This window comes from Kribbella sp. NPDC054772, assembly GCF_053611945.1.
Genome location: NZ_JBSHBJ010000001.1, coordinates 19,410 through 35,627 on the forward strand (window position 1 = coordinate 19,410; position 16,218 = coordinate 35,627).

The 16,218-nt window shown below is 69.2% G+C and carries 16 protein-coding genes; 11 read left to right on the forward strand and 5 right to left on the reverse strand.

The window, feature by feature from the left end; genetic code table 11:
* The first annotated feature begins 2 nt into the window (after nucleotides 1–2).
* Both ACWGID_RS00080 and ACWGID_RS00085 read left to right on the forward strand, forming a co-directional pair.
* The gene (locus tag ACWGID_RS00080; RefSeq protein ID WP_452192893.1) at nucleotides 3–521 is read left to right on the forward strand and encodes a hypothetical protein; all 519 of its coding nucleotides are present in this window, start codon (nucleotides 3–5) and stop codon (nucleotides 519–521) included.
* 138 nt (nucleotides 522–659) lie between these two features.
* On the forward strand, nucleotides 660–1,082 hold the full coding sequence (locus ACWGID_RS00085) for a hypothetical protein (protein WP_452192895.1): 423 nt from the start codon (nucleotides 660–662) through the stop codon (nucleotides 1,080–1,082).
* Here the strand turns inward: ACWGID_RS00085 and ACWGID_RS00090 are convergent.
* Complete coding sequence (locus ACWGID_RS00090) at nucleotides 1,066–1,644, reverse strand: TetR/AcrR family transcriptional regulator (protein ID WP_452192896.1); 579 nt, start codon at nucleotides 1,642–1,644, stop codon at nucleotides 1,066–1,068. The genes ACWGID_RS00085 and ACWGID_RS00090 overlap by 17 nt on opposite strands.
* 53 nt (nucleotides 1,645–1,697) lie before the next feature.
* On the opposite strand from ACWGID_RS00090, the gene ACWGID_RS00095 reads away from it, so the two are divergent.
* Both ACWGID_RS00095 and ACWGID_RS00100 read left to right on the forward strand, forming a co-directional pair.
* A complete protein-coding gene (locus ACWGID_RS00095; RefSeq protein ID WP_452192898.1) occupies nucleotides 1,698–2,768 on the forward strand; it encodes an FAD-dependent monooxygenase in 1,071 nt (356 codons plus the stop codon).
* Between the two features lie 137 nt (nucleotides 2,769–2,905).
* Nucleotides 2,906–3,781, forward strand: coding sequence for a phosphoribosylaminoimidazolesuccinocarboxamide synthase (locus ACWGID_RS00100; RefSeq protein ID WP_452192900.1), 876 nt, complete (start codon nucleotides 2,906–2,908; stop codon nucleotides 3,779–3,781).
* Nucleotides 3,782–3,788: 7 nt separating this feature from the next.
* Here the strand turns inward: ACWGID_RS00100 and ACWGID_RS00105 are convergent, their stop codons facing one another.
* A complete protein-coding gene (locus tag ACWGID_RS00105) occupies nucleotides 3,789–4,277 on the reverse strand; it encodes a hypothetical protein (protein WP_452192901.1) in 489 nt (162 codons plus the stop codon).
* A 175-nt stretch (nucleotides 4,278–4,452) separates the two neighbouring features.
* On the opposite strand from ACWGID_RS00105, the gene purS reads away from it, so the two are divergent.
* From purS to ACWGID_RS00130, 5 genes are all read left to right on the forward strand, one after another.
* The gene (purS, locus tag ACWGID_RS00110) at nucleotides 4,453–4,704 is read left to right on the forward strand and encodes a phosphoribosylformylglycinamidine synthase subunit PurS (RefSeq protein ID WP_452192903.1); all 252 of its coding nucleotides are present in this window, start codon (nucleotides 4,453–4,455) and stop codon (nucleotides 4,702–4,704) included.
* Nucleotides 4,704–5,375 carry a phosphoribosylformylglycinamidine synthase subunit PurQ gene (gene purQ / locus ACWGID_RS00115; RefSeq protein WP_452192905.1) on the forward strand — a complete coding sequence of 224 codons (672 nt, stop codon included), beginning with the start codon at nucleotides 4,704–4,706 and terminating at the stop codon, nucleotides 5,373–5,375. The genes purS and purQ overlap by 1 nt, the downstream gene beginning before the upstream one ends.
* 14 nt (nucleotides 5,376–5,389) lie before the next feature.
* Nucleotides 5,390–7,432 carry a hypothetical protein gene (locus ACWGID_RS00120; protein WP_452192907.1) on the forward strand — a complete coding sequence of 681 codons (2,043 nt, stop codon included), beginning with the start codon at nucleotides 5,390–5,392 and terminating at the stop codon, nucleotides 7,430–7,432.
* 1 nt (nucleotide 7,433) lies between these two features.
* Entirely contained in the window at nucleotides 7,434–9,695 is a 2,262-nt protein-coding gene (gene purL / locus ACWGID_RS00125; protein ID WP_452192909.1) for a phosphoribosylformylglycinamidine synthase subunit PurL, read from the forward strand.
* Nucleotides 9,696–9,819: 124 nt separating this feature from the next.
* Complete coding sequence (locus ACWGID_RS00130) at nucleotides 9,820–10,314, forward strand: DUF1707 SHOCT-like domain-containing protein (RefSeq protein WP_452192911.1); 495 nt, start codon at nucleotides 9,820–9,822, stop codon at nucleotides 10,312–10,314.
* On the opposite strand, the gene ACWGID_RS00135 is transcribed toward ACWGID_RS00130, so the two are convergent.
* A complete protein-coding gene (locus tag ACWGID_RS00135; RefSeq protein ID WP_452192913.1) occupies nucleotides 10,303–11,274 on the reverse strand; it encodes a LacI family DNA-binding transcriptional regulator in 972 nt (323 codons plus the stop codon). The two genes, ACWGID_RS00130 and ACWGID_RS00135, sit on opposite strands and share 12 nt — an antisense overlap.
* Before the next feature lie 187 nt (nucleotides 11,275–11,461).
* Here ACWGID_RS00135 and ACWGID_RS00140 point away from each other — a divergent pair, with 187 nt between their 5' ends.
* Nucleotides 11,462–13,897: a beta-L-arabinofuranosidase domain-containing protein gene (locus ACWGID_RS00140; RefSeq protein ID WP_452192914.1), complete on the forward strand. Its 2,436-nt coding sequence runs from the start codon at nucleotides 11,462–11,464 to the stop codon at nucleotides 13,895–13,897.
* On the opposite strand, the gene ACWGID_RS00145 is transcribed toward ACWGID_RS00140, so the two are convergent.
* Complete coding sequence (locus ACWGID_RS00145; protein WP_452192915.1) at nucleotides 13,890–14,723, reverse strand: hypothetical protein; 834 nt, start codon at nucleotides 14,721–14,723, stop codon at nucleotides 13,890–13,892. The genes ACWGID_RS00140 and ACWGID_RS00145 overlap by 8 nt on opposite strands.
* Nucleotides 14,710–15,276 carry an RNA polymerase sigma factor gene (locus ACWGID_RS00150; protein ID WP_452192917.1) on the reverse strand — a complete coding sequence of 189 codons (567 nt, stop codon included), beginning with the start codon at nucleotides 15,274–15,276 and terminating at the stop codon, nucleotides 14,710–14,712. The genes ACWGID_RS00145 and ACWGID_RS00150 overlap by 14 nt, the downstream gene beginning before the upstream one ends.
* A gap of 168 nt (nucleotides 15,277–15,444) precedes the next feature.
* Between ACWGID_RS00150 and ACWGID_RS00155 the strand changes: the two genes are divergently transcribed.
* Nucleotides 15,445–16,209 carry a DUF1707 domain-containing protein gene (locus tag ACWGID_RS00155; protein ID WP_452192919.1) on the forward strand — a complete coding sequence of 255 codons (765 nt, stop codon included), beginning with the start codon at nucleotides 15,445–15,447 and terminating at the stop codon, nucleotides 16,207–16,209.
* The last annotated feature ends 9 nt before the right edge of the window (nucleotides 16,210–16,218 follow it).

Consider the following 16,218-nt stretch of genomic DNA (forward strand, 5'->3'; position numbering starts at 1 on the left):
CTATGAAGCAGTCCTCAGAAGCGCAGTTCCAAGCCGCGCGAGCCGCGCAGGCTCCCGGCAATCAGCCGCCCGCCGAGCAGCAGCCGCCCGCCGAGCACCAGCCGGGGCAGGCGGCGGGTGCGGCTGGGGTGGCGCCGTCCGCTCCGGTGCAGCAGCAACCCGCGGCCGCGGGAGGCGCGAAGACCGTGGGCCGGCCAAGCAACCTGGTGCTGGCGGGTGCGGGTTCCATCCTTGCTGTACTGGCGTTCCTCGGCGGTATGGCGGTCGGCCATTCGTGGGATGGGACGAGTAACCAGCAGGGCCAGTTCGGCGGCCCGGGCGGCGGGTTCCGCGGCGGATTCCCCCAAGGCAACGGCCAGGGCACGGGGCAGGTCACAGGTCAGGGCACGGGGCAAGGAAACGGTCAGGGGACTGGCACACTCCCGGGCCAAGGTCAAGGCCAGGGCACCCAGCAAGGGCAGGGAACCCAGCAGGGGCAGGGAACTCAACAAGGCCAGCAAGGGCAGACGCAGACCAGCTGAGTCGCGCCCGAAGCAAGCAGCCCGGCGGGTCCTGAGCGGACACTCGGCCCGCCGGGCGTTGTTCTCTTGACGATCGTCAAGGACGAGACGACACGCGGAATGGTTCACCCGCGCATGCTGCGGGGTAAAGATCGGGTCGTGGAATGGTCGAACGTCACCTGGTTCCTGACCGCCCTCGGTGCGGTCGTCGTGCTGATCACGCGTGTCCGCCTCGGTGGCACAGTGGTGGACGGCACGGGTCACGGCGCGGGCCGGCACGGGTACTCCGCGACCCTGCTGAAGCTGCACACGGTCGTCGGCGTGATCACGCTGATCGGCTGGGTCGTTGCCCTGGTCACCGGTCGGCGGGAGATCGCGCTGGTGATGCTGGCCGGGTGGTGGTTGCTGACCGTCGTCGGATTGTTGCTGCTGACCAGATGGTTGCCGAGCGGCGGCAGACATTCGGAGGACACTCAGAGTGACGCCTGGGGTTCAGGGGCCGGGCTCTCGGTCCTCGGTCACGTCGGCATGCTGGTCGGCGTCTGTTACTTCACGTTCGTGGCGGTCACCGAGCGTCTTTGAGTCCCGCCACGAGCGCCGTCACGCAGCGTCGTACGGCGGTCTCGAACGCTTCTGGTGAGAGCGTTGCCCCCGTGCCGGCGACCCGGTCGTACATCAGCCCGTCCAGCATCGCGGCCACCGGCCAGGCCGCGGCGTCCGGATCGGGGACGCCGAGCCCGGTCAGCGTCTGCGCGAGAATCGACCGCAGCTGTCGCCCACCCTCGTCGATCGCGGTTCGCAGTTGCGGCTGCCGGCTCGCTTCCAGGGACAGCTCGTACCGCGCGACCAGGTCGTCGCGCCGGTGTTCCGCGAGCCCGACGGTCATCGTCACGATCAGCTCGAGCGGATCCGTTCCGCCAGCCGGCATGCCGCCGATGTCGCGCGTGAGCATTCGGCTGACGCAGGCGGTGAGCAGCGCGTCCCGCGTCCGCAGGTAGTACGACGTGGAGCCCGGTGGCAGGCCGGCCTCGGCGTCGACCGCACGGTGCGTCAGGCCGCGGAGACCGCGGGTGGCGACGAGGTGGATCGCGGCGTCCGCGATGGCGTCCCGGCGATCCGCGCCGCGCGGAACCTGCTTCGTCACGCTGGACAGTCTCGCACTTCCGCACCGAACTCTACAGATGTAGAGTCAAGAATATGGGTACCGGGAGCAAGACGGCGATCGTGGCCGGAGCGGGAATCGGAGGGGTCACTGCTGCTGTCGCGCTGCAGCGGTGCGGCTGGCGCGTCACGGTTCTGGAACGCGCACCGGAACTGGGTGAAGTGGGCGCCGGCATCTCGGTCTGGGCGCCGGCGGTCGCCGTCCTCGAGGAACTCGGGGTCAAGGGCGTCGAGCAGTCGTCGATCCCGTCAAAACCGGCCGGGATGCGCAAGCCGGACGGCCGCTGGGTCGTCGGTGCCACCGACCTCGGTGTGGAGATGCCGGTGATGATCCACCGCGCGCAGCTGCACGACCTGATCACCGCCGAGTTCGGCCCCGCGGTGACGGTCCGGACCGGGTACGACGTGAGCTCGGTCGACCAGGACGCGGACGGCGTCACGGTCAACGACGAACTCCGGGCCGATCTCCTCGTCGCGGCCGACGGGATCCGCAGCGTGATCCGGGGAACGCTGTACCCGCAGTACGCCGGACCGCGGTACTCCGGGTTCACGGCGTACCGGGGGGTCGCGGATGTGGATCTCGACGACGGCGGCGGCGAGACCTGGGGCCCAGGGCAACTGTTCGGGTTCGCGCGGCTGATCGACGGGCGGTACTACTGGTACGGGACTGCTAACCAGACGGCCGGTGCGACCAGCGAACCGACGGTGTTCAGAGACTGGCACGACCCGATCCCACGGCTGATCTCCGGCAGCGAGAAGATCCTGCAGAACGACATCTACGACCTCACGCTGCCCTTGGTTCCGTTCGTGCAGGGCCGGGTCGTACTGCTCGGCGACGCGGCGCACGCGATGACGCCGAACCTCGGCCGCGGTGCGTGCTCGGCGATCGAGGACGCCGGTGCGCTCGCCCGGCACCTGCAAGGCGCGACGGATCTCCCGGCCGCGCTGGCGGCGTACGACGAGGAACGCCGGCCCGCGACGACCAAGCTGGTGAAGCGGTCCCGGAGCCTCGGCCGCCTCGCTCAGACTGAGAACCCGGCGGTCCGCACACTGCGTGACGGTGTGTTCGCGCTCGGCGGCAAGCTCGTCGCCCTGCGGCACCGCTAGCGGGCGGACCTGCAGCACTCACCAACCAGCCCGGCCGACGCAGGCTCACGCTCAGCCGCGCCCCGATGAACCCCGATGAGCGAGGTTGGTGAGTGCTGCGCGTCCGCGCCCCGGTGATGGATGGAACAATCACCGGCGTGACCACACCTCCGCAGGCGCCCGAGATCCCCGGTGCGAAGCACATCCACTCCGGGAAGGTCCGGGACCTCTACGAGCTGGAGTCGGGCGACCTGTTGATGGTCGCGAGCGACCGGCAGAGCGCGTTCGACTGGATCCTGGAGACGCCGATCCCCGACAAGGGGAAGGTGCTCACCGCGATGAGCCTGTGGTGGTTCGAGCAGCTGAACGTGCCGAACCACATCATCTCGACGGACGTTCCGGCCGAGGTCGCCGGGCGGGCCGTGGTGTGCGAGAAGCTCGCGATGTTCCCGGTGGAGTGCGTGGCCCGCGGGTATCTGACCGGCTCGGGCCTGCTGGACTACAAGGCGACCGGTGCCGTGTGTGGCATCCCGCTGCCGGACGGACTGGTCGAGGCGTCGCGGCTGGACACCGCGATCTTCACCCCCGCCACGAAGGCCGAGCTCGGTGAGCACGACGAGAACGTCTCGTACGACGCGGTCGTCGCGACCGTCGGCGCGGACATCGCGGCCGCCCTGCGCGACAAGACCCTCGACATCTACACCCGGGCGCGGGCGATGGCCGAGGAGCGGGGGATCATCCTCGCCGACACGAAGTTCGAGTTCGGTGCCCGCGCCGACGGGACGATCGTGCTCGCCGACGAGGTACTGACGCCCGACTCGAGCCGTTTCTGGCCGGCCGACCAGTGGGAGCCGGGCAAGCAGCAGCCGTCGTACGACAAGCAGATCGTGCGGGACTGGCTGCAGTACGACTCGGGCTGGGACCGGACGTCGGGCGAGGCGCCGCCGCGGCTGACCGACGAGGTGATCGAGCGGACCCGGGCGGCGTACATCAACGCCTACGAGCAGCTGACGGGCCGGAAGTTCCAGGGCTAGGAATGGCCTAGACCACACTCACGCCGAGCGCGAGCAGGACGAAGCGGGCGCCGCGGCCGACGAGTACGGACAGCGCGAAGACGATCGTCCGCATCCGCGAGGCGCCGCCGATCAGCGCCACGCCGTACAGGGGTGGGATGCCGACGAACGCGCTCAGCAGCGTCACCGGGATGCCCCAGCGGCTGTCGCTCATGGCGTCCAGGAGGCGCTTGCTGACGTCGCGGTTCCACTGGACGAAGCGGCCCCAGCGGGTGTCCAGGTTGACCGGCTTGGGTTCCTTGGTCTTGCGGGCGGCGTACCCGGGGCGGTAGCGGACGGCCAGGAACATCGCGACCTTGCCGATCGTCTGGCCGATCGAGACGCCGATCGCGGCGACCACCGGGTTCAGCGCGTGGGTGGCGCCGAGGGCAAGGACGTATGCCTCGGCGTTCAGCACCGGTACGACGGCCGACCCGATACCGAAGCCCACCGCGAGGACCAGTTGCCACACCCACATGACATCGAGGCTAGGCGTTCGGCCGGCTGTTGACAGGGAAGTTAGGTCTACTTCGGGGAGCGACCAGGGTCACACCCGAGCCCCGCCGAGCGCCGGATTCTGGTCCAGGATGCGGCGATCCTGGCGCCGGTCGGTAGGATTCAGGCGTCACCCCGGAACGGAACTGGAGTAGTCAGTGGCTCGCGTTGTCGTCGACGTCATGCTCAAGCCCGAGATCCTCGACCCGCAGGGCAAGGCGGTGCACGGCGCGTTCGGCCGGCTCGGCTTCGACGGCGTGGCCGACGTCCGGCAGGGAAAGCGCTTCGAGATCACCCTGGACGGTGAGGCGACCGAGGAGCGCGTCGCCGAGATCCGGAAGGCCGCAGACACCCTGCTGGCCAACCCGGTGATCGAGGACTACGTCCTCCACGTCGAGGGCGACGTCTGATGAAGATCGGAGTCGTGACCTTCCCCGGGTCACTCGACGACGTCGACGCCCGCCGCGCGGCCGCGGTGGCCGGTGCCGAGGCGGTCGCGCTCTGGCACGGTGACGCCGACCTGCACGGCGTGGACGCGGTCGTCCTGCCCGGCGGCTTCTCGTACGGCGACTACTTGCGCGCCGGCGCCATCTCGCGGTTCGCGCCGGTGATGGAGACCATCATCAAGAAGGCCGGCGAAGGCCTCCCGGTGCTCGGGATCTGCAACGGCTTCCAGGTGCTCTGCGAGTCGCATCTGCTGCCCGGCGCGCTGATCAAGAACCACCACCGCAAGTTCATCTGCAAGGACCAGCCGCTGCGGATCGAGAACAACCGCACCGCCTGGACCAGCGACTACGACGCCAACCACGAGATCACCATCGTGCTGAAGAACCAGGACGGGTCGTTCGTCGCCGACGAGGCGACGCTGGACCGCCTGGAGGGTGAGGGCCGGGTGGTCGCCCGCTACCTGGACGAGAACCCGAACGGCTCGTACCGCGACATCGCCGGCATCACCAACGAGCGCGGCAACGTGGTCGGCCTGATGCCGCACCCGGAGCACTGCGTCGAGACGCTGACCGGCCCGACCACGGACGGCCTGGGCTTCTTCACCTCGGTGCTGAAGGCTGTCGTCGCCTCCTGATGGGGTTCACCAGGGTGCGGTCGCTCCTGGGCCGCACTCTCTTGCTGGCCGTCGCGTTCGTGCTGGCCGCCACTGGTACTGCGGCCGCGCAGCCGTCGGATGAACCGCCGAAGGTCGTGGTGATCGGCGTGCCCGGGCTGACCTGGTACGACGTCCAGGCCTCGCCGGAGCTAACCGCACTGGTGAACCAGTCGAACGTCGGCTCGATGAGTGTGAAGACGGCCGGTCCGCACACCTGTCCGATCGATGGTTGGCTGACGATCAGCGCCGGGACACGGGCGTGGGGCAATGTGCCCGACTGGCAGTGCGGTGACCTGCCCGCGGTGACCAACGGCAAGGTGGACGGCTGGCAGACCTACGTGGACCGTCAGGCGGAGCACCACACCGGTGCGCCGATCGGTCGTCTCGGACAGACCGGATACCCGATCTGCGGCTTCGGTCCGGGCGCTGCGGTCGCGCTGGCAAAGACCGACGGCACTGTGACGAACTGGCAGCCAGAGTTCGACCAGGCCCGGTTGGGTAGTGCGGACTGCGGTGACGCGGTCGTGGACGCCGGTGCGCTGCCGCCACGTGAGGGACGGGCCGAGGCGCGGCAGAAGGTCGCGCAGCTGGTTGCCCAGGCCCGTGCGGCGGGCGGCTGGGTGCTGCTCGTTGGTCTGAGCCAGGAGATGCTCAACGCGCAGAAGCAGACGCTGGTCGCCATGCAGCTGCCGCCGGACAACGGCGCGCGCTGGCTGACCAGTGACAGCACCCGACGGCCCGGCCTGATCCAGCTCACGGACGTCACGGCGACCATCCTCCGGGGCCGGACTCCCGCAGTGGTGGACCCGGCAGGCTCCGAGACGGCGGGCCCGCTGGACGGCAACGAGATCCACTCGACGGGCGGCGTGCACACCGACGCGGCCGCTGTGATCGACGACCGGATGGACGCGAACGAACGGTTCGAGAAACCCCGGCCCGTGCTGTTCGCGGTCGCGTTGACGATCGTGGGCGCCGAGGTGCTCGCGCTGGCCTGGTTCTTGCTACGGCGATCGCCCGCGTCCCGGCGTACCGCTGTGTTCACGTTGTTGGTGCAGGGCGGGTTCTACATCGGGGTGTTCCTGTCGCAGGTGACGCTGTGGTGGCGCTGGCCGTCGCCCGGGTTCTCCTTGTACTGCGTGGTGATCGGGATCAGCGTGGTGTCCGCAGCGGTCGCGCAGGTGGTGTTCAAGAGGTACGCATTCCTCGGGCTGGCGCTGGCGGCGTATCTGCTGTTGCTGGTGGACGGCGTGCTCGGGACACCTATGCAGGTCGGCAGCCTGTTCGCCGACGGTCCGGTGATCGGTGGGCGCTTCTACGGCTTCGGCAACTCGACCTTCGCGACGCTGGCGGTCGGTGCGCTGGTCACTGCCGGCTGGGCCGCGCAGAAGCTGATCAACAAGAGCAGAGTGCAGGCAGCCATCGCAGTCCTCGCGATCGGCGGCGCTGCGATCGTCGTGGACGGCAAGCCGGGCTGGGGGACCGACTTCGGCGGCATCATCGCGCTGACCCCGGCTGTCCTGCTGATGGCCTGGCTGACGTGGCGCGGGAGCATTTCACTGCGCGCACTGATCGGTGTGGGCGTGGCCGGCGTACTAGCGGTCTCCCTGGTCGCCTACCTCGACTACCTGCGTCCGGCCGACGAGCGCAGCCACTTCGGTACGTTCGTCGCCCGCCTCCTCGACGGTGATGTCGACGACGTCCTGATTCGCAAGCTGCAGATGGCGGTGCAGTTCTTCACCGGCCCGTCCGGCTGGCTGATGCTGATCGCCGTCGTCCTCTGCATGCTCGCCACGGTGTTCCCGGACCGTGTGCCGTCGCAGGCGTACCGGGAGTTCTACAGGAGTCAGCCGATGATCCGGCCGACCCTGCTGGCGTTGTCGACCTGCGGTCTGGTCGGCATGCTCCTCAACGACGCGGGCGTCGCCCTGCCCGCGATCATGGCCGGCTTCGCCGTCCCCGTGCTGGTGGCCCACCTGGTCGCCTCCCACCAGCCAGCTACCGTTTCACCTGAGTCCCACCTAGTGCAGGAGTCCTGAAGTGTCGACCGACACCGTTAGCAACGCCAGCAGCACCCCGGACGTCGAGCAGCCCTGGGCCGAGCTCGGACTGAAGCCGGACGAGTACCAGCGCATCCGGGACATCCTGGGCCGCCGCCCCACCAGCTGCGAGCTGGCCATGTACTCCGTGATGTGGAGCGAGCACTGCTCGTACAAGTCGTCCAAGGTGCACCTGCGCAAGTTCGGCGAGATCCCGCAGGAGACGCCGGCCGGGAAGATGCTGGCCGGGATCGGTGAGAACGCCGGCGTCATCGACATCGGCGAGGGGTACGCCGTCACGTTCAAGGTGGAGTCGCACAACCACCCGTCGTACGTCGAGCCGTACCAGGGTGCCGCGACGGGTGTCGGCGGGATCGTCCGCGACATCATCGCGATGGGCGCTCGCCCGGTCGCGGTCATGGACCCGCTGCGCTTCGGTCCGCTGGACGCCCCGGACACCAAGCGGGTGCTGCCGGGAGTCGTGTCCGGCGTCGGCGGGTACGGGAACAGCCTCGGGCTGCCGAACATCGGTGGCGAGGTCGTCTTCGACCCGACGTACCTCGGCAACCCGCTGGTGAACGCGCTCTGCGTCGGCGTGATGCGGCACGAGGACCTGCACCTGGCCAACGCGACCGGTGTCGGCAACCAGATGATCCTGTACGGCGCCAAGACCGGCGGCGACGGGATCGGTGGCGTGTCGGTGCTCGCCAGCGAGACCTTCGCCGAGGGCGGTCCGACCAAGCGTCCGGCGGTCCAGGTCGGCGACCCGTTCATGGAGAAGCTGCTGATCGAGTGCACACTCGAACTCTTCGCCGCGAACGTCGTCGAGGGGATCCAGGACCTCGGCGGTGCGGGCTTGTCCTGTGCGACGTCGGAGCTGGCCAGCGCGGGTGACGGCGGCATGCGGGTGGACCTGGACAAGGTGCCGCTGCGGGACGCGTCGCTCGCGCCGGAAGAGATCCTGATGAGCGAGTCGCAGGAACGGATGATGGCCTGCGTGACGCCGGAGAACGTCGAGGCGTTCTTGAAGATCTGCGCCAAGTGGGACGTGCAGGCCGACGTGATCGGTGAGGTCACCGGGACCGGACGGCTGGAGATCGACTGGCACGGTGAGCGCGTGGTCGACGTACCGCCGCGGACCGTCGCGCACGAGGGCCCGGTGTACAACCGTCCGTTCGAGCGGCCGGCGTGGCAGGACGAGCTGCAGGCCGACGGCGCCGAGAAGTTGCCGCGGGCAAGCAGTGGCGCGGAGCTGCGGGACACGCTGCTGAAGCTGGTCGCTTCGCCGAACCTGTGCGACAAGTCCTGGGTGACGGACCAGTACGACCGGTACGTGCTCGGCAACTCGGTGCTCGCGCAGCCCGAGGACAGCGGCATGATCCGGGTCGACGAGACCAGCGGCCTCGGGGTCGCGGTGTCGACCGACTGCAACGGGCGGTTCGCCAAGCTGGACCCGTACACCGGTGCGAAGCTCGCACTGGCCGAGTCCTATCGCAACGTCGCGACCACCGGTGCGCGGCCGGCGGCGGTCACCGACTGCCTGAACTTCGGCTCGCCCGAGGACCCGGCGGTGATGTGGCAGTTCACCGAGGCCATCCGTGGCCTGGTCGACGGTTGCAAGGAGCTGGGTATCCCGGTCACGGGCGGCAACGTGTCGTTCTACAACCAGACCGGTGAGACGCCGATCCTGCCGACCCCGGTCATCGGTGTGCTCGGTGTCATCGACGACGTGACGCGGCGGACGCCGATCGGCTTCACGCCGGAGATGGAGGGCCACCAGCTGTACCTGCTCGGCGCGACCGAGGAGGAGCTGTCCGGGTCCGAGTGGGCGCACGTCGTCCACGGGCACCTCGGCGGGCGGCCGCCGGCGGTCGACCTGGAGGCCGAGAAGCAGCTGGCCGATATCCTGATCAACGCCTCGCGGGACGGGCTGATCGACGCGGCGCACGACGTCAGCGACGGCGGTGTCGCGCAGGCGCTGGTCGAGTCCGCGCTGCGCGGCGGCGTCGGCGCGCGGGTGTGGGCGCCGGACGGGCTGGACCCGTTCGTGTTCCTGTTCGCCGAGTCGGCGGGCCGGGTGGTCGTCGCCGTACCGCGGACCGAGGAGGTGCGGTTCACCGACATGTGCACCGCCCGCCGTTTCCCGCACGCGAAGATCGGCGTGATCACCGGCGACACCCTCGACGTCCAGGACCAGTTCGAGGTCCCGCTGACCGAGCTCCGCACCGCCTGGACCGCAACCCTGCCCGCGGTCCTCGGCTGACCGGCTGCTGAAAGACCCGGGCGCCTGCGGTGCCCGGGTCCGAGGTGCGGCCGGCCGTCGCGAGCCCCTTGGGCCTGCCCTGCCGTCTGGCACACTCGGAGGGGAGCGAGTGAGGTGAGGCGGAATGGCGGAGCGGCGGCCGGTGAAACCGGGCGATCTGATCGGGTTCGCGGCAGCGGCCGGTCAGGAGGCGCGCGAAGGTGCGGCGCGCCGGCGGATGGCTTCGGTGCGGCTGACCGACGAAGAGCGGCGGATCGCCACCGACGAGCTCGCTGAGCAGTTCGCGGTCGGGCGGCTGGACGAGGGGGAGCTGCACCGTCGGGTCGACCTGCTGGGTGACGCCGTCACGCATGGCGATCTGCAGCCGATCTTCGCGGGGCTGCCGACGCCCTCGCTGTACAAGCCGCCGGCGCGGAAGCCGGGGAAGTGGCGGTGGGCTGCGTTCGCCGGAGCGGTGTGGATGGCCGTGCCGTTCGTGCTGGCCGGGCTGCTGTTCCTGGTGTTCGGTCGCGAGATCGTGGCCGCAATCTTCGGGCTGCCCGCGCTGGCGTGGGTGTTCTACACGTACCGCTGGGCCTCGCGACCGGCGCGGGACGAGCGCCGGCAGTCAGGACCCTAGCGTCGATTCCCGTGTGATCAACTGCGCGGGAAGCTCGAGTACGCCGTGGTGCGGGTTGCCGGCGATGGCTTCCAGCAGCAGCGTGGCGGCGCGGCGGCCGAGGTCGTCGAGGCGGAGGTCGACCGTGGTGAGCGGCGGGCGGCTGGCGAGCGCCATCACCGGCCAGTTGTCGTATCCGGTGACCGCGATGTCCTCGGGGACCGAGCGGCCCAGCTCACGCAGGCGGTCGCAGACGCCGCGGGCGATCTGGTCGCTGCCACAGGTGATCGCGTCCGGGTGCTCGCGCAGTACCAGGTCGGTGGCCTGGCGGCCCCAACGTTCGCTCCACTCGCCGAAGAGCGGGTCGATGCAGAGCGCCGGGGCGATGGCTTGGGCCCGTTCGGCGGCGGAACGGTGGTCGGCAGGCCCGGTGATGTGGGCGATCCGGGTGCGGCCGAGGCTGCTCAGGTGCGTGATCGTCGCGGCGGCACCGGCCGCGTCGTCGACGATCACCGAGGCGTCCGCCGGGTCGGTCGAGGCAGCGAGCGCATAGACGACCGGCAGCGGTACGTCGATCGGCGCGCGTGGCTCGGTCCGGCGGCCGGTGACGACGATCCCGTCGACGCCCCGGGCGACCAGGGAGCGCAGGTAGGACTGCTCGCGCAGTGGATCGTCGCGGGTGTCGCAGAGGACGGTGGCGAGCTCGCCCGCGCTGAGCACGTCCTCGACGCCGCGCATGATCGGGATGCTGAACCGGCCGGAGCTGTCGGTTGTCAGCAGCGCGACCGTGTACGTCCGCCCGGACGAGAGCGCGCGGCCGCGGGCGTCCGGGGTGAACCCCAGTTGCGCGGCGGCCCGGCGTACCCGATCGCGGGTCTGCGGGCTGAGCTGGCCGGTGTTGTTCAGGGCCTTCGAGGCCGTCCCGGCGGACACCCCGGCGAGCGCGGCGACGTCCGTGATCCGCACCGAGGGTCGCTTCATTCTGTTTCCTTCCGGGTTTCCGTCGCAGCCTAGCAGGACGGCCGTCACAACCCGCTTGACCTGGGCTTTGATCTTGACCAGGGCGGCGCTGAGTCCTACGTTGTCAACGACGGAAAACGTGTGCGGTATTTCCGTTCGGTGTTTCCGTCGGTGTGATGTCCGCCCCCGTCACCCGAAAGGCCCTGTCATGCCCGAACCCAGCCCACAAGGAATGCCTCGTCGTGACTTCCTCGGTGTCTCCCTCGCTGCGGCGGCTGTCGTGACCGCCCTCGACCCGGCCCACGCCGCGGCCGCGCAACCAGATGGCCCGCCCGCCGGGCGCGGCGGGCACTACGTCCCGCAACGCGCACCCCTCCGGCCGGTCCCGTTCCAGAAGCTCCCACCCGGCGCGATCGAGGCCCGCGGCTGGCTCGCGCAGCAACTCGATCTGCAGGTCCACGGCCTCTGCGGCCGGTACGACGAGATCTCGGACTTCCTGGTCTACGACACGAACGGCTGGGTCGACCCGACGCAGGGAGCCTGGGAAGAGTTGCCGTACTGGCTCCGCGGGCTCGCGGATCTCGGGTACGTCACCGGCGACACCGGCGTACTGACCCGGACCGAGCGGTGGATGAACGGCATCCTCGCGACGCAGACGCCGGACGGGTGGTTCGGTCCGGAGCGGCTGCGGACCTCGCTGGAGAACGGACCGGACTTCTGGCCGGGGATGCCGCTGCTCGGCGCGTTCCGGTCCTGGTACGAGTACTCCGGTGACGAGCGGATCCTCCCGTTCATGACGAAGTACCTGCAGTTCCAGAACACGCAGCCGCCGGAGGTGTTCAACCGGTCGTGGGGTGCGTTCCGCTGGGGCGACAACATCGACAGTGCGTACTGGCTGTACAACCGGACCGGTGACGCGTGGCTGCTCGACCTGGTGACGAAGATGCACAGCGGCTCGGCGGACTACGTCAACGGCATCCCCACCTGGCACAACGTGAACATCGCGCAGGGGTTCCGGGAGCCGCTGCAGTACTGGCTGCTGTCCGGCGACGCTCAGCACCGCGAGGCGACGTACCGGAACTATGCGACGGTGCTGGGGATGTACGGGCAGTTCCCCGGTGGTGGGTGGGCCGGGGACGAGAACTCGCGTCCGGGGCTCACTGATCCGCGGCAGGGGTTCGAGACGTGCGGGATCGTCGAGCTGATGCACAGCTGCGAGCTGCTGACCCGCTTCACCGGTGACGTCGCCTGGACGGACCGGTGCGAAGAGCTGGCGTTCAACTCGCTGCCGGCGTCGTACGACGCGCAGCAGAAGGTCATGCACTACATCACCTGTCCGAACAGCCCGCAGCTCGACGACCAGCGCAAGCACGGGCAGTTCGAGAACCCGTTCGCCATGCAGGCCTACAAGTACGGCGTGCACCAGTACCGGTGCTGTCCGCACAACTACGGCATGGGCTGGCCGTACTACGTGCAGGAGCTCTTCCTGGCCACCACGGACAACGGTCTGGCCGCCTCGATGTACGCCGCCAGCAAGGTGACCGCCACGGTGGGAGCCGGCGCTGGTGAGACGGTCACCGTGGTGCAGGACACGGAGTACCCGTTCTCGGACACGATCACGTTCACAGTCACGACGCAGCGACCAGTCCGATTTCCCTTCTATCTAAGGCGTCCTGGCTGGGCTCATGACGTCTCGGTGAAGGTCAACGGCGAGCCGGTGCGCGTCAGTGGCGCGTGGCTCAAGCTGGACCGCACGTGGCACACCGGTGATCGCGTCGAGCTCACACTGCCGATGCGAACCACTACTCGGGTCTGGAGCGACAACCACGACTCGGTGACTGTCGACCGCGGTCCGCTGACCTACTCGCTGAAGATCGACGAGCGGTACGAGCAGATCGGTGGCACGGAGGAGTGGCCGGAGCTGTCTGTCTACCCGGAGTCCGCCTGGAACTACGGCCTCGTCGCGGGTGCCGGCTTCGAACTCGTGGAGCGTGAAGCGGGCGAGAACCCCTTTACTACAACGGGTGTACCGCTGGCGCTAACCACACAGGCGCAGCGGATCCCGCAGTGGGAGCTGGACACCGAGGACGTGATCGGCATGCTGCAGGCCAGTCCTGTGCGTTCGGACGAGCCGGTGGAGACGGTCACGCTGATCCCGATGGGTGCCGCTCGGCTGCGGATCGCCTCGTTCCCACAGGTGTCTGCTGACGGCGGGGAGTGGAGCTACCGCACCAGGTACAGCGCCTCGCATGTGAACGACGGCGACTCGCTGGAGGCTCCGGACTGGGGACGCGTGCCGAAGGCCTCCAACGACACGTCCATCCCGCGCTTCACCTGGTGGGACCGCCGGGGTACGACGGAGTGGATCGAGTACGACCTGCGCTCGGTGCAGGAGCTGTCCGAGGCGTCGGCGTACTGGTTCGACGACACGGGCTCTGGTCAGTGCAGGGTGCCGGAGTCGTGGCGGGTGCTCTGGCTCGATGGAGAGACGTGGCGGCCGGTTGAGAACACCACGCCGTACGACGCGGCGGTCGACAAGCTCAATGCGACTGCGTTCACGCCGGTGCGGACGCAGCACATCCGAGTAGAGGCTGTGCTGCGTCCGACGTACTCCGGAGGTCTTTTGCAGTTGAAGTTCAGCTAGCCGGCTTCGGGCCGACGTAGAGGCTGATCTCGCCCTCCGCGTAGGTGACGGCGTCGTGGACGTACCAGTTGTCCGGAGCAGAGTCCTTCGGCTTGGAGTCCGCGGCGCCGTCGGTGACGTACTCCACCAAACGGATACCGCGGCCCTCGAGCAGCGGGCGGATCTGCGCGACGGTCTTGTTCTTCACCGTGAGGCCGGCCAGCACCTCGCCCTTCTCGGTCGCCGACGACGAGGTGTGCCGGTACACCTCGTCCTTCTTCGCCGCGCGGCCGAACTCGATCTCGGTCACGCCCTTGTAGTTCCGCGGCAGCTCGACACCTTCCTGGCAGCCAGGGTCCGAGGCGTTCAGCGTGCCGTTGCACAGCTCGCCGGCCTTCACGATCCGGAGCTGCGACATGTCGTGCTCGTCGCGGCCGCTGAAGCTGATGATCCCGCCGACCCCGGGCGGGCTGACCGGGACAGCGTGGACCGTCACGTTCAGGCCCATCTTCTTGAACTCGGCGTTGTAGCGCTCCGGGTCCGCGGTCGGGTCGACCACGCGGACGATCAGCGTGTTCCCGTGCTGGGTGAACGACAGAGCCTCCGGCTGGTCCTGGTGCGGACGGTTGACGAACGCCCCGGCGACCACGCCGCCGATCAGCAGCGTGCAGGCAGCAGCCAGCACCAGGCGGCGCGGTGACCGGCGTGGGGCGAGCGCCACGACCGGAGCGTCGATCTGCGCGGTCACGGCGTCGGCCATGTCGGTCCAGGCGTCGTCGGAGACCTGGTCGGTACTGCGCAGCGGGTCCAGGCCACGGACGGCCGCGTCGATGTCATGCGTCTTCATGGGAGACCTCTTCGTTCCGGGCGACCGCGGTGCGGTTCGCGATCGGGGCGGTGAGCAACTTGGCGAACCGCTTGCGGGCGCGGTGCAGCCTGATGCGTACGGCGTTGCGGGTGATGCCGAGCACGGTCGCTATCTCGACGGTGTCGAGTTCCTCCCAGGCGACCAGTGACAGCAGTTCGCGGTCCTGCTCGGGCAGGGCCCGGAAGGCGCGCGCTGCGGGGGAGTCGTCCAGTGACGACTGCTCGGGGGAGTCGGTGAGCTCATCGCGCAGCTTCGTCGCCAGTGCGTGCCGTCGGCCCTCACTTCGGCGGTGATTGGCGAGCACCCGCCGAGCCACGCCGTACAGCCAGGGTCTGGTCTGTGGAGGGAGCGGTATGTCGTCCAGCCGGCGCCAGGCCACCAGGAACGTGTCGGCGAGCAGGTCAGCGGCGTCGTGGCCGCTGTCGGTCCGGCGGCGCAGGTAGCCGAGTACGGCGTCCCGATGCGTCGCGAAGACCTCTTCGAACCGCTCCCGGCGCGCATCTGGTGGTGAGTGCACGAGTCCCTCACTCACCGGCCCACTCCGAGCCTCGATCGGTATCAGCGTCATACCCGGTAGATGTCCGGCTGCCGGTCGGTCCATTTCACCCGGCTCAGGTTGCAGCTTCCTGCACTGTTCCGTGTGGGTTCGATGACCACCTGTCCTGCGACAATCACGGTGGGGCAAGTCGAGGGGGGACCTGTGACTGACAACCCTGTGCTGGAGCAAGTGCTCCTGCAACACCTGCAGTTCGCGCCGCTGACCCGCGCGGAACTCGTCCGACGGGCCGGGTCGACGGACCAGGAGGTCCAGGCCACGCTGGACGAGCTGGTGAGCGGAACCTTCGTCGTACGGCGCCCGCAGGACGGACTGCCTGCGGAGTACGAGCTGACTCCCGCTGGTGTGGTGCGACTGAAGACGGTCCAGGAACTGTTCAGCTCGCCGTTCGCGGCCCTGGGCAAGACCATCGGCGGCGCCATCATCGAGGCCAAGCGCAGACCCGCGGGGGAGCGGCCCAGGCCGAGGGCGCGGCAGACGGTGCAGGACATGGTGCGGGACAAGGTTCTGGACAAGCTGCTGTTGAGCGACGCCGACCGGTTGCTGTGCTCGACAGCCCTCGGAGAACAGTTCGGCCTCGGCCGCATCGACAAGCCGGAGCTGGACCGCCGCACGAACCTGCTGTACGCCGCGAAGACCCGCGGCGACCTGACTGCGGTCTTCGACGGACTGCCGGACCCGGTCCTGGACAAGCCCTCTGCCGTCCTGCCCGGCGTCCCGAAGTGGCGCAAGGTCGTCTTCCAGCTCGCGTTCTGGCTCTCCGTCCCGTTCCTGTTCTCAGGCTTCGCCCTGGTAGCCACGCACCACGACCTAGGCGACTTGATCGGCGGCCTGATCATGCTGGCCGGAGCCGGCACCTGGGACTACTTCGCCTGGACCTGGGCCACCAAAGGCCGCCGGTCCGACTAGCCTGTGGGG

Bases quoted from the DNA above. Each gene is read 5' to 3' on its own strand.
- ACWGID_RS00105 (WP_452192901.1), bottom strand. From the start codon at position 4,277: ATGTGGGTGTGGCAACTGGTCCTCGCGGTGGGCTTCGGTATCGGGTCG.
- ACWGID_RS00080 (WP_452192893.1), top strand. From the start codon at position 3: ATGAAGCAGTCCTCAGAAGCGCAGTTCCAAGCCGCGCGAGCCGCGCAG.
- ACWGID_RS00095 (WP_452192898.1), top strand. From the start codon at position 1,698: ATGGGTACCGGGAGCAAGACGGCGATCGTGGCCGGAGCGGGAATCGGA.
- ACWGID_RS00130 (WP_452192911.1), top strand. From the start codon at position 9,820: ATGGCGGAGCGGCGGCCGGTGAAACCGGGCGATCTGATCGGGTTCGCG.
- purQ (WP_452192905.1), top strand. From the start codon at position 4,704: ATGAAGATCGGAGTCGTGACCTTCCCCGGGTCACTCGACGACGTCGAC.
- ACWGID_RS00140 (WP_452192914.1), top strand. From the start codon at position 11,462: ATGCCCGAACCCAGCCCACAAGGAATGCCTCGTCGTGACTTCCTCGGT.
- ACWGID_RS00135 (WP_452192913.1), bottom strand. From the start codon at position 11,274: ATGAAGCGACCCTCGGTGCGGATCACGGACGTCGCCGCGCTCGCCGGG.
- ACWGID_RS00145 (WP_452192915.1), bottom strand. From the start codon at position 14,723: ATGAAGACGCATGACATCGACGCGGCCGTCCGTGGCCTGGACCCGCTG.